The organism is Pseudomonas sp. H3_C08, from assembly GCF_054669455.1.
The window spans coordinates 6,400,671-6,412,915 of the sequence record NZ_CP162803.1 but is presented as its reverse complement, the minus strand read 5'-3'; the positions used below and the strand labels follow the sequence as shown (position 1 = coordinate 6,412,915).

Below are 12,245 nucleotides of genomic sequence, written 5' to 3'. Positions count from 1 at the left end.
ACCGCCAAGGGAGTGCCCGACATGCACCATGCAAGGAAAGGCTCGCTCAGCCTGTTGGCCGGCGCGATGTTGCTGGCCTCGGCTGGCGCCTTCGCCACTGTCGAACCGGCCAAACCGGTGACGACTGCCAAGGAATTGCAGCAAGCAAAAACCTACACCGTCAGCAGCGCGCCGACCGAAGCGCTGAACCTGGCCGCGCCGAAACTGCCGGACATTTCCGGCTACACCGCCGAAGCCGCTGCGGCGAAAATCGTCCGCAGCAAAGCAGGCAAAGTCAGCGTGCGCCGGATGATGCAGGAAGACGCGCTGAAGGACTTTATCGGCGGCGACAACAAGATGGCCGAATGGGTGGTGCGTCAGCACGGCATCCCCCAGGCGATCTTCGTCGATGACGGCTACATGAACCTCAAGGACCTGGCGCAGAAACTGCCCAAGCAGTACTTCAGCGAGACCTCGCCGGGCGTGTACCTGTCGAAGCTGCCGATCGTCGTCGGCCGTAAAGGCATCCTCGAAATCGACGGCCAAACCCAGGAATTGCGCCTGTCGCAAGAGGCCGGTTCGTTCCTGGTCAACGACGGCCAACTGTTTGTGCGTGACACCAAAGTCACCGGCTGGCGCGAAAAGGACAACGGCCCGGCGACCTTCCGTTCGCCGAAGGAATTCCGTCCGTTCCTGCTCGCCTGGGGTGGCACCGAGACCTACATCGTTAACAGCAAGATGGCCAGTTTCGGTTACGCCAACAGTAAGTCGTACGGCGTGAGTATTTCCCAGTACACGCCGAACATGGCCAAGGTGCTCAAGCGTCCTGAACCGACCGGCTGGATCGTCGGCTCCGAGTTCTCCGACATGTGGTACGGCTTCTACTGCTACGAGACCCGCGACTTCGTGGTCAAGGGCAACACCTACAAAGACAACATCGTTTACGGCATCGACCCGCACGACCGTTCCCACGGCCTGATCATTGCCGAGAACACCGTGTACGGTACGAAGAAGAAGCACGGGATCATTATTTCCCGTGAGGTCAACGACAGCTTCATCTTCAACAACAAAAGCTACGACAACCACCTCTCGGGCCTGGTGATCGACCGTAACAGCGTCAACAACATCATTGCCTACAACGAGATCTACAAGAACCACACCGACGGCATCACCCTCTACGAGTCTGCCGACAACCTGCTGTGGGGCAACAAGGTCATCAGCAACAAGCGCCACGGCATCCGCATTCGTAACAGCGTGAACATCCGCCTCTACGAAAACGTCGCCATGGCCAACGGTTTGACCGGCGTCTACGGCCACATCAAAGACCTCACCGACACCGACCGTGACATCAAGCTCGACCCGTTCGATGCGCAGGTGTCGCTGATCGTCGTTGGCGGTGAGCTGGCGGCCAATGGCAGCGGCCCGCTGTCGATCGATTCGCCCTTGAGCGTCGAGCTGTATCGCGTGTCGATGCTGGCGCCGACCAAATCCAGCGGCATCAGCTTCAACGGCATCCTCGGCGAGCGCCAGGATGAAATTCTCGACCTGCTGGTGCGCCAGCAGAAAGCCGTGCTGATCGACCCTGTCGAACGCCAGACCGAAATGCGGGACTGAGGATAATTTTATGCACCCACACTTGATCAGATTACTCAGCCTGTCGGCCCTGACCGTGGGCATTCTCGCGGCCAGCAACGGTGCGCGCGCCGATGAAGGCGCCGCCGCCACGCCACCGAAGTTCAGCGCCGAACCGTGCTGCAACCTGTGCCCGGCGGCCCATGACGCGAAGAATTACACCACGCGTTATCAGCAAAACTTCACCACCCTGGTGCAGGCGCAAGGCGACTGGTTGTTCCGCACGCAGGAAGATTTGCGCACCGAATTCAACACCACCCCGGCCGGCTACAAGCGCCTGCAACAACTGCACGATGCGTTCAAAGCCAAAGGCGTCGAACTGGTGATCGTTTACCAGCCGACCCGTGGCCTGGTGAACCGCAACAAGCTCAATCCGCAGGAAAAAGCCGCGTTCGATTACGAGAAAGCGCTGGGCAACTACAAGACCATGCTCGGCCGTTTCGCCAAGATGGGTTATGTGGTGCCGGACCTGTCGCCGCTGACCAACGAATCGCTGCCGGACACCCTGCCCGCCCACGATTTCTACTTCCGCGGCGACCAGCACTGGACCCCTTACGGCGCACAGCGCACGGCGAAAATCGTTGCCGAGAAGGTCAAGCAGATCCCGGCCTTCGCCGACATTCCCAAGCGTGAATTCGAAACCAAGCGCTCCGGGCGCATGGGCAAGACCGGTACCTTGCACAACATGGCCGGGCAACTGTGCGGCACCAGCTACGCGATCCAGTACATGGACCAGTTCACCACCGAGCCGAAAGGTGAGGCTGGCGATGGCGACCTGTTCGGTGATTCCGGCAACCCGCAAATCACCCTTGTGGGCACCTCGCACAGCGGCAAGAACTACAACTTCGCCGGCTTCCTCGAAGAAGCCATCGGCGCTGACATTCTCAACGTCGCCTTCCCCGGCGGTGGTCTGGAAGGTTCGATGTTGCAGTACCTCGGCAGCGACGAATTCCAGAAGACCCCGCCGAAAATTCTCATCTGGGAATTCTCGCCGCTGTACCGCCTCGACCAGGAAACCATCTATCGCCAGATGATGTCTCTTCTCGACAACGGCTGCGAAGGCAAAGACGCGCAAATGTCCGCGAGCACCACGCTCAAGCCGGGCAGCAAACAAGAACTGCTGGTCAACAGCAAGAACCTGAACCTGCAGAACAGCAGCCATCAGGTCGACATCCGCTTCGCCGACCCTTCGGTGAAAACCCTGCAAGCCACCCTCTGGTACATGAACGGTCGCCACGAGGACATCAAGATCGAGAAACCGGAAACCTCCGACACCGACGGTCGTTTCGCCTTTGAGCTGCGCACGGACGAAGACTGGGCCTCGCAAAACCTGCTGACGGTCGAAGTCCAGGGCCCGGAAGCGGGCACCGCGCCACAGAAAGTCGAAGCGAAAATCTGCAAACGCAACGTATTCCCGGGCGCTGGGCAACAAACCGCTCAGGTCGGGCAATGAGGTCTGCTATGCGAAACTCGAAACTGAAAACTCTTTTAGCGCCGACGCTGCTCGGGCTGGCAATCTTCGCCGGCACCGCGCAGGCCGCCGCGCCACTGCGTCCACCTCAGGGCTATTTTGCGCCTGTGGATAAATTCAAGACCGGTGACAAAAGCGAAGGCTGCGATGCGATGCCGACGCCGTACACCGGGCCGCTGCAATTTCGCAGCAAATACGAAGGTTCGGACAAGGCCCGCGCAACACTGAACGTGCAGTCGGAAAAAGCCTTTCGCGACACCACCAAAGACATCACCACGCTGGAACGCGGCACCGCCAAACGGGTGATGCAGTTCATGCGCGACGGTCGCCCGGAGCAGCTCGATTGCACGCTCAATTGGCTGACCGCGTGGGCCAAGGCCGATGCGTTGATGTCGAAAGACTTCAACCACACCGGCAAGTCGATGCGCAAATGGGCGCTGGGCAGCATGGCCTCTTCGTACATTCGCCTGAAGTTCTCCGACTCACATCCGCTGGCCCAACATCAGCAGGAGGCGCAGTTGATCGAGGCGTGGTTCAGCAAAATGGCCGATCAGGTCGTCAGCGATTGGGACAACCTGCCGCTGGAAAAAACCAACAACCACTCGTACTGGGCCGCCTGGTCGGTGATGGCGACTTCGGTCGCGACCAACCGCCGCGACCTGTTTGACTGGGCAGTGAAGGAATACAAGGTTGGCGTCAACCAAGTCGATGCCGACGGCTTCCTGCCGAACGAACTCAAGCGCCAGCAACGCGCCCTCGCCTATCACAACTACGCCCTGCCGCCGCTGGCGATGATCGCCAGTTTCGCCCAAGTCAACGGTGTCGATCTGCGTCAGGAAAACAACGGCGCGCTGAAACGTCTTGGTGATCGAGTGTTGTCGGGGGTGAAAGACCCGGATGAATTCGAGAAGAAGAACGGCAAAGAGCAGGACATGACCGATCTGAAAGAGGACATGAAATTCGCCTGGCTCGAACCGTTTTGCACGCTCTACACCTGTGCGCCGGATGTCATCGAGAAGAAGCACGGCATGCAGCCGTTCAAGACTTTCCGCCTGGGTGGGGATCTGACCAAGGTCTACGACCCGTCGCATGAGAAGGGCAACAAAGGCTCATAAAGCAAAAGCCCCTCACCCTAACCCTCTCCCAAAGGGAGAGGGGACTGACCGAGGTGGCTGTGCGAGTTACGCCGAAATGAAATACCGAGTCGGTCTCAGGCTTTGAAAAACAACCGAGATCAGGCTGCACAGAAATACCGAGTCGATCTCCATTTTTGAAAACCATGGAGATCAGGCTCCCTCTCCCTCCGGGAGAGGGCGGGGGGTGAGGGCAAGTTTTCAAGGCCCGGCACAACCCTGACAGAAACACCGTTTCACCCCTCCACGACCACGGGGGGTTTGGGGGGGCTTTGGCCCTTGACTGTTGGTTCAAACATGGAGAGATCGGGATGGTATTTTCATCCAACGTGTTCCTGTTTCTGTTCTTGCCGATCTTTCTCGGCTTGTACTACTTGAGCGGGCAACGCTATCGCAACCTGCTGCTGCTGATCGCCAGCTACGTGTTCTATGCCTGGTGGCGTGTGGACTTCCTCGCGCTGTTCGCAGCTGTCACGCTGTGGAACTACTGGATCGGCCTTAAAGTCGGTGCCGCCGGTGTGCGGACCAAACCGGCGCAGCGCTGGCTGTTGCTTGGCGTCGCGGTTGACCTGTGCATCCTCGGCTACTTCAAGTACGCCAACTTCGGTGTCGACAGCATCAACGCGATGATGACGTCGGTCGGTCTTGAGCCGTTCATCCTCACCCACGTGCTGTTGCCGATCGGTATCTCGTTCTACATCTTCGAGTCGATCAGCTACATCATCGACGTGTATCGCGGCGACACCCCGGCCACGCGCAACCTGATCGACTTCGCCGCGTTCGTAGCGATCTTCCCGCACTTGATCGCCGGCCCGGTGTTGCGTTTCCGCGACCTCGCCGACCAGTTCAACAACCGCACGCACACCCTCGACAAGTTCTCCGAGGGCTGCACGCGGTTCATGCAGGGTTTCATCAAGAAGGTCTTCATCGCTGACACCCTCGCGGTGGTCGCTGACCATTGCTTCGCCCTGCAAAACCCGACCACCGGCGATGCCTGGCTTGGCGCGCTGGCGTACACCGCGCAGCTGTATTTCGACTTCTCCGGTTACAGCGACATGGCCATTGGTCTGGGCTTGATGATGGGTTTCCGTTTCATGGAAAACTTCAAACAGCCGTACATCAGTCAGTCGATCACCGAGTTCTGGCGCCGCTGGCACATCAGCCTGTCGACGTGGCTGCGTGACTACCTGTACATCACCCTCGGCGGTAACCGTAAAGGCACGCTGATGACCTATCGCAACCTGTTCCTGACCATGCTCCTCGGTGGTCTGTGGCACGGCGCGAACATCACTTACATCGTCTGGGGCGCGTGGCACGGCATGTGGCTGGCGATTGAAAAAGCGCTGGGCCTGAACACCTCGCCACGCAGTCTCAACCCGATCCGCTGGGCGCTGACTTTCCTGCTGGTGGTCATGGGCTGGGTGATCTTCCGTGCCGAGAACCTGCACGTTGCCGGCCGTATGTACGGCGCAATGTTCAGCTTTGGCGACTGGTCGCTGTCGGAACTCAATCAGGCCAGCCTCACCGGTCTGCAAGTAGCGACTCTGGTCGTGGCGTACGTGACGCTGGCGTTCTTCGGTCTGCGCGATCTGTACACCAATCAGCCGCCAGCCAAGACCAAGCCTGAAGTCAACGTCGAGGCCAACGGCCCTGCCACCGCGACCCCGGGAATGATCAAAGCCGCACCCGGCGAAAACCCGGCGAGCATCCATGAACCTGGCTACACCGTCGGCGTCGAAGCCCAGGTGCAACCGGCCTACTGGAGCGCGGACTGGTCGCGCTACGTGATGCGCGGTCTGATCCTGCTGCTGTTCATCGCCTCGATTCTCAAACTCTCGGCGCAAAGCTTCTCGCCGTTCCTTTACTTCCAGTTCTGAGGGATCTGACATGACCCGCTCATTACGCATCTTCTACATCGCCCTGTTCCTGGTGACCCTGTTGGTCCTCGGTCTGTGGTCGGTTCGCAGCTTCTTCGGTTTCAGCACCAATGCCGACGCTACGGTGCTCAACGGTCGCTGGACCAAGGCTGTGGAAACCCACTACGACGATGAATTCCCGATCAAGCGTCTGGGCACCAATCTCTGGGCCGCGCTGGATTTCAAACTGTTCAACGAAGGTCGTCCGGGCGTGGTGCTCGGTCGGGATCAGTGGTTGTACAGCGATGAGGAATTCAACCCGATCGTCAACGAAGAGCTGAACCTGCAAGGCAACTACGCGCTGGTCGAAGGCGTGCGCCAGACCCTGAAAGCGAAAGGCGTGAAACTGGTGATGGCGATCGTGCCGGCCAAGGTTCGTCTGTACCCGGAGCATCTGGGTGAAGTGAAACCGGCGAGCATCCACGAAAACCTCTATCAGGATTTCCACCAACGTGTGGCGGCCGACAAGATCCTCGCCCCGGACCTGCTCAAGCCATTGCAACAGGCCAAGCAGAACGGTCAGCAAGTGTTCCTGCGGACTGACACCCACTGGACGCCGGAAGGCGCCGAGATCGCCGCCAACACCCTGGCGAAAACCATCGCCGACAAGTTCCCGCTCAGCGGCGAGCCGCAGCGCTTCGTCACCACGCCGGCCGAGAAGGTCACGCACAAGGGCGACCTGCGTCTGTTCCTGCCGCTCGATCCGCTGTTCGAAAACCTGATGCCGGCGCAAGAGCCGCTGCAAAAGCGCAATACCGTCGCAGCGGGCGATCAGCCTGCCGGTGACGACGCGCTGTTCGCCAGCAATGAAGTGCCGGTGGCACTGGTCGGCACCAGCTACAGCGCCAACCCCAACTGGAACTTCGTCGGTGCGCTGAAACAAGCGCTGCACAGCGACGTGGTGAGCTACGCCGAAGACGGCCACGGCCCGATCCTGCCGATGCTCAGCTACCTGAAAAGCGATGACTTCAAGAACAGCCCGCCACAGGTGCTGATCTGGGAGTTTCCTGAACGTTATCTGCCTGTGAACAACGAAATCGGCGACGCCGACCCGCAGTGGGTCGCAGAGCTTAAACAAGCCGGTGCTCGCCAACAAAACGTAGCCATCAACACTAAATCCGAGACGCCCGATCGGGCGCAAAACTGAAAGAGAGGTACACCATGACTTTCACTACTACTCCTCGTCGTCTCGCTAAAAGCTTCGCACTGGTTGCTGGCCTCAGCGTGCTTTCCGTGCCTGCCTTCGCCGGTGGCGACGCCGCGCTGTACGGCCCGACCGCACCGAAAGGCTCGACCTTTGTGCGTGTCTATAACGCCAGCAACGCTGAAGTCAGCGCCACTGTCGGCAGCACCAACCTGAGCGACGTTGCGCCACTGGCCAGCAGTGACTTCAGCTTCATGCCGGGCGGTGATTACAGCGCCAAAGTTGGCAGCCAGACCCTGCCGGTGAAACTCGCCGGTGACCACTACTACACCCTGGTCAACAACGCTTCCGGCGCGCCGCAATTGATTGAAGAGCCGCCGTTCAAGAACAAGCAGAAATCCCTGGTGCGCGTACAGAACCTCAGCGACAAGCCGCTGACCCTGAAGACTGCCGACGGCAAGACCGACGTGGTGCCGAACGTGGCCGCCAAGGGCCGTGGCGAACGTGAAATCAACCCGGTGAAAGTCAGCCTGGCGCTGTACGAAGGTGACAAGAAAGTCGGCGACGTCAAACCGGTCGCCCTTGAGCGAGGTGAGGCAGCGGTGCTGTACGTCACCGGCAGCGGCAGCAGCCTGTCGCCAGTCTGGGTGAAACGCCCGGTATCGACTCGCTAATCATTTTTCCTGACTGACACATATCCCCATGTAGGAGTGAGCCTGCTCGCGATATCGGTTTCACATTCAAAGAATGTGTTGATTGACCCACCGCAATCGCGAGCAGGCTCACTCCTACAGGGGATCGGGTTGTCAGTTCGGATACGAAACAAAAACAAGAGTGAAACGACACAGCGTTCGTGCCTCTAACCAATCGATTTTATGGAGTAAACAATATGATTCCGGTGATCTTGTCAGGTGGTAGCGGTTCGCGTCTCTGGCCGCTTTCGCGTAAGCAGTTCCCTAAGCAATTCCTCGCCCTGACCGGCGAACACACTCTATTCCAGCAGACCCTCGAGCGTCTGGTGTTCGAAGGCATGGACACCCCGATCGTGGTCTGCAACAAGGATCACCGCTTCATCGTCAACGAGCAGTTGGCCAATCGCAAACTGGAATGCCAACGCATTCTCATGGAACCGTTCGGCCGCAACACTGCGCCAGCCGTAGCGCTGACCGCGATGATGCTGGTCAATGAAGGCCGTGACGAACTGATGCTGGTACTGCCGGCCGACCACGTACTGGAAGACCAGAAAGCCCTGCAACGCGCATTGGCTCTGGCCACCGTCGCTGCCGAAAACGGCGAAATGGTCCTGTTCGGCGTGCCGGCGACCAAACCGGAAACCGGTTACGGCTACATCAAATCCACCGGCGATTCGCTGCTGCCAGAAGGCGTCAGCCGCGTTTCGCACTTCGTCGAAAAACCTGACGTGAAACGTGCCACCGAGTACGTCGAATCCGGCGGTTACTACTGGAACAGCGGCATGTTCCTGTTCCGCGCCAGCCGCTTCCTCGAAGAACTGAAAAAGCACGATCCGGACATCTACGACACCTGCCTGCTGACCCTCGAACGCAGCCAGCAGGACGCCGACACCATCACCTTCGACGAAGCCACCTTCGCCTGCTGCCCGGACAACTCCATCGACTACTCCGTCATGGAAAAAACCCAGCGTGCCTGCGTCGTGCCGCTGACCGCTGGCTGGAGCGATGTCGGTTGCTGGTCGTCGCTGTGGGAAGTCAACGAGAAAGACGCCAACGGCAACGTCACCAAAGGCGACGTGGTCATTCAGGACAGCAAGAACTGCATGATCCACGGCAACGGCAAACTGGTGTCGGTGATCGGTCTGGAAAACATCGTTGTGGTCGAGACCAAAGACGCCATGATGATCGCCCACAAAGACAAGGTTCAGGGCGTCAAGCAAATGGTCAACACGCTCAACGAACAGGGCCGCAGCGAAACCCAGAACCACTGCGAGGTGTACCGTCCGTGGGGTTCGTACGACTCGGTGGACATGGGCGGGCGTTTCCAGGTCAAGCACATCTCGGTGAAACCGGGCGCATGCCTGTCGCTGCAGATGCACCACCACCGCGCCGAGCACTGGATCGTGGTCAGCGGCACTGCTGAAGTGACCTGCGATGAAAACGTGTTCCTGCTCTGCGAGAACCAGTCGACCTACATCCCGATCGCCTCGGTGCACCGCCTGCGCAACCCGGGCAAGATCCCGCTGGAAATCATCGAAGTGCAATCGGGTTCGTACCTGGGTGAAGACGATATCGAACGTTTCGAAGATATCTACGGTCGCTCCACCCCGATCGAACGCGGCGTGTCGGTGAAAACCATCGCGCAATAACTGATCGATAAAACAAGAAGCCCCCGTCCAGCCCGCTGCGTCCCCTATCCGCAGCGGGTTGGGCGGGGGCTTTTTTTGTCATGATTTTGTGTCGCCTGAAATGGCCTCTTCGCGAGCAGGCTCGCTCCCACACTTGAAATGCACTCCCCTGTGGGAGCGAGCCTGCTCGCGAAGAGGCCCGGTCAGACACCGCAAGTCCCGATGCCCATCGCCAACCTCACCTACGCTTAGGTAGGATGACCCTCTCTCTTTTCGAGGTTGTGCGACATGTTCATCGGCATTCTGCTGGTCATCACCTGGTTGATCCTGCTGTTGCGCTACCCGGCCAAGGCCCTGCCGGTGTCGGTGGCGGCGGCGATTGGCCTGGGTTTCGTGGCCATGTGGGTGGTGTGGCTGGACAACCGCGAGATCAAGCAACTGGCGCGCCTTGAGATGCGTATTGCCTACGCCCCCGAACAATGCCCGGCCGATCGTCCGCTGCAACTGAAAATGAAGAACGGCAACGACGTGCCCCTGACCGAACTGCGCTGGCGCATCGCTGCCTACGCGCCGGGCGACACGGTCAATCTGGCCGACAACCAATACACCGCCCCGCGCTATCGCGGCCCCGGCGAATTGCAGGCCGGCGGCGAATGGGAAGACTGCCTGCCGATGCCGCCCCTGCGCCCCGGATATCGCCCGCAAACCCTGGAGTTTCGCGCCGAGCGATTGCAGGGTAGTTTCTCCGACTGATCCCCTCCCCCGATTTTTTGCACAAGGAATGCGCCATGCCCGTTGCGTTGATTACCGGTTGTTCCAGCGGCATCGGCCGCGCCCTCGCCGATGCGTTCAAAACCGCCGGATACGAAGTCTGGGCCAGTGCGCGCAAGACTGAAGACGTGGCGGTGCTGGCGGCAGCCGGGTTCACAGCCGTGCAACTCGACGTCAATGACAATGCGGCGCTGGAACAACTCGCCGAGCGGATCAACCAGCAACACGGCGGCCTCGATGTGCTGATCAACAACGCCGGCTATGGCGCCATGGGACCGCTGCTCGACGGCGGTGTGGCGGCCATGCAGCGTCAATTCGAAACCAACGTGTTTTCGATTGTCGGCGTCACCCGCGCGCTGTTCCCGGTGCTGCGCCGGGCCAAGGGGCTGGTGGTGAATATCGGCAGCGTTTCAGGGGTTCTGGTCACACCGTTCGCCGGTGCGTACTGCGCCTCGAAAGCGGCAGTGCATGCTTTGAGCGATGCCTTGCGCATGGAACTGGCACCGTTCGGCATTCGCGTCATGGAGGTTCAACCGGGGGCCATCCAGTCGAGTTTTGCCAAGAACGCCGGGCATGAAGCCGAGCAGTTGATCAATGAACAATCGCCGTGGTTTCCACTGCGTGAAGGCATTCGCGCGCGGGCCAAGGCGTCGCAGGACAAGCCGACCCCGGCCAGTGAGTTTGCCGCTGAACTGTTGAAGGCTGTGCAGCAGAGCAAACCGCCACGGTTGGTTCGTATTGGTAATGGCAGCCGGGCGTTGCCGTTGTTGGCGGCGTTGTTGCCTAAAGGGTTGCTGGAGTCGACATTGATGAAGCGGTTCGGGTTGCGCGCAAAGCTCTGAGACCGGGTTGACGCTTTCGCGAGCAGGCTCGCACACATTGGATATCTGTCATGCCGAAGGTCCCCTGTGGGAGCGAGCCTGCTCGCGAAGAGGCCAGATCAGCCAACACTCATCCCCAGCCTTTCATGAAATCAATGAACGCCCGCACTTTCAGCGGCAAATGCCGGGTGTCCGGGTACAGCGCGTACACCCCCTGCTGCGCAAACAGGTAATCCACCAGCAAACGCTGCAACCGCCCGGCATCGAGATCGTCCTGAATCAACCATTGCGGCAGTATCGCCACACCTTGCCCGGTCAATGCAAAGGCCCGCAGCGTCGCCGAGTTGTCCGCGACGATGGCGGTGGTTCCCGGTTTCGGCTGGTAGAAATGCTCTGTACCGGCCGGATCGGTCACGGTCAGTTCCGGCACCCGCGCATGCCCTAACGTCGGCATCGACTCCAGCGTTGCCAACGTGGCCACCGGTGCAAAGCGTTCGACCAACCCCGGCGCCGCCACTGCAAATACCTCGAACGTCGACAACTGCACCGCACGCAGATTGGAGTCGTGCATGCGCCCCAGCCGAATCGCCAGGTCAAACCGCTCGGAAATCAGATCGGCATGGGTCGATGATGTGGACAAATGAATATTCAGTTGTGGTTGCTGCTGGCGAAACACCTCAAGCGCCGGCACCACCTGAGCCAAGGCAAACTCGACCGTCGTGGTGATACGCAGTGTGCCCTTGAGCTGTGCATGCTCGGAACGCGCCTCTTCGATCGCCAGCCGCGCTTCATCCAATGTGCGCAAACAGCGTCGATAAAAGCGCTCACCGGCATCGGTCAGCGCCAGTTGCCGCGTATTGCGGGTGAGCAAGGTCACGCCCAGCTCTTCCTCCAGGCGCTTGAGGTTGAAACTGACCACGGCGCGCGTTTGCCCCAATGTGTCGGCAGCAGCCGTGAGTGATCCCGTCTCGACCACCGCTTTGAAGGTGTCAAACCGATCCAGACTGACCATATCCAAGGCACTCTTTGTCAAAATGATTTTGACAAACTAGCAGCCA

10 protein-coding genes are annotated in these 12,245 nt (G+C 59.6%); 9 read left to right on the top strand and 1 reads right to left on the bottom strand.

The window, feature by feature from the left end; genetic code table 11:
- Positions 1-21 precede the first annotated feature (21 nt).
- The 9 genes from algG to AB4N74_RS29015 all read left to right on the top strand — a co-directional run bounded on the left by algG (position 22) and on the right by AB4N74_RS29015 (position 11,208).
- Positions 22-1,593, top strand: coding sequence for a mannuronan 5-epimerase AlgG (algG, locus tag AB4N74_RS29055; protein ID WP_460097933.1), 1,572 nt, complete (start codon positions 22-24; stop codon positions 1,591-1,593).
- Positions 1,594-1,603: 10 nt separating this feature from the next.
- Positions 1,604-3,064: an alginate O-acetyltransferase gene (locus AB4N74_RS29050; protein ID WP_460097932.1), complete on the top strand. Its 1,461-nt coding sequence runs from the start codon at positions 1,604-1,606 to the stop codon at positions 3,062-3,064.
- Between the two features lie 8 nt (positions 3,065-3,072).
- Positions 3,073-4,197 carry a mannuronate-specific alginate lyase gene (locus tag AB4N74_RS29045; protein WP_093436266.1) on the top strand — a complete coding sequence of 375 codons (1,125 nt, stop codon included), beginning with the start codon at positions 3,073-3,075 and terminating at the stop codon, positions 4,195-4,197.
- A gap of 329 nt (positions 4,198-4,526) precedes the next feature.
- The gene (locus AB4N74_RS29040) at positions 4,527-6,092 is read left to right on the top strand and encodes an MBOAT family O-acyltransferase (RefSeq protein WP_064118394.1); all 1,566 of its coding nucleotides are present in this window, start codon (positions 4,527-4,529) and stop codon (positions 6,090-6,092) included.
- Positions 6,093-6,102: 10 nt separating this feature from the next.
- Entirely contained in the window at positions 6,103-7,278 is a 1,176-nt protein-coding gene (locus AB4N74_RS29035; protein ID WP_093436256.1) for an alginate O-acetyltransferase, read from the top strand.
- Between the two features lie 14 nt (positions 7,279-7,292).
- Positions 7,293-7,949 (top strand): alginate O-acetyltransferase AlgF, encoded by a 657-nt coding sequence (locus tag AB4N74_RS29030; RefSeq protein ID WP_007914291.1) that lies wholly within the window; start codon positions 7,293-7,295, stop codon positions 7,947-7,949.
- 215 nt (positions 7,950-8,164) lie between these two features.
- Positions 8,165-9,616 (top strand): mannose-1-phosphate guanylyltransferase/mannose-6-phosphate isomerase, encoded by a 1,452-nt coding sequence (locus tag AB4N74_RS29025; RefSeq protein WP_007914094.1) that lies wholly within the window; start codon positions 8,165-8,167, stop codon positions 9,614-9,616.
- 267 nt (positions 9,617-9,883) lie between these two features.
- Positions 9,884-10,348, top strand: coding sequence for a multidrug transporter (locus AB4N74_RS29020; protein ID WP_093436253.1), 465 nt, complete (start codon positions 9,884-9,886; stop codon positions 10,346-10,348).
- A gap of 35 nt (positions 10,349-10,383) precedes the next feature.
- On the top strand, positions 10,384-11,208 hold the full coding sequence (locus AB4N74_RS29015) for an SDR family oxidoreductase (protein WP_116254626.1): 825 nt from the start codon (positions 10,384-10,386) through the stop codon (positions 11,206-11,208).
- A gap of 109 nt (positions 11,209-11,317) precedes the next feature.
- Here the strand turns inward: AB4N74_RS29015 and AB4N74_RS29010 are convergent, their stop codons facing one another.
- Positions 11,318-12,199, bottom strand: coding sequence for a LysR family transcriptional regulator (locus tag AB4N74_RS29010; protein WP_257357043.1), 882 nt, complete (start codon positions 12,197-12,199; stop codon positions 11,318-11,320).
- Between the last annotated feature and the right edge of the window lie 46 nt (positions 12,200-12,245).

Coding starts and splice junctions, on each gene's coding strand:
- AB4N74_RS29045 (WP_093436266.1), top strand. CDS start 3,073: ATGCGAAACTCGAAACTGAAAACTCTTTTAGCGCCGACGCTGCTCGGG.
- algG (WP_460097933.1), top strand. CDS start 22: ATGCACCATGCAAGGAAAGGCTCGCTCAGCCTGTTGGCCGGCGCGATG.
- AB4N74_RS29030 (WP_007914291.1), top strand. CDS start 7,293: ATGACTTTCACTACTACTCCTCGTCGTCTCGCTAAAAGCTTCGCACTG.
- AB4N74_RS29040 (WP_064118394.1), top strand. CDS start 4,527: ATGGTATTTTCATCCAACGTGTTCCTGTTTCTGTTCTTGCCGATCTTT.
- AB4N74_RS29015 (WP_116254626.1), top strand. CDS start 10,384: ATGCCCGTTGCGTTGATTACCGGTTGTTCCAGCGGCATCGGCCGCGCC.
- AB4N74_RS29035 (WP_093436256.1), top strand. CDS start 6,103: ATGACCCGCTCATTACGCATCTTCTACATCGCCCTGTTCCTGGTGACC.
- AB4N74_RS29020 (WP_093436253.1), top strand. CDS start 9,884: ATGTTCATCGGCATTCTGCTGGTCATCACCTGGTTGATCCTGCTGTTG.
- AB4N74_RS29050 (WP_460097932.1), top strand. CDS start 1,604: ATGCACCCACACTTGATCAGATTACTCAGCCTGTCGGCCCTGACCGTG.
- AB4N74_RS29010 (WP_257357043.1), bottom strand. CDS start 12,199: ATGGTCAGTCTGGATCGGTTTGACACCTTCAAAGCGGTGGTCGAGACG.
- AB4N74_RS29025 (WP_007914094.1), top strand. CDS start 8,165: ATGATTCCGGTGATCTTGTCAGGTGGTAGCGGTTCGCGTCTCTGGCCG.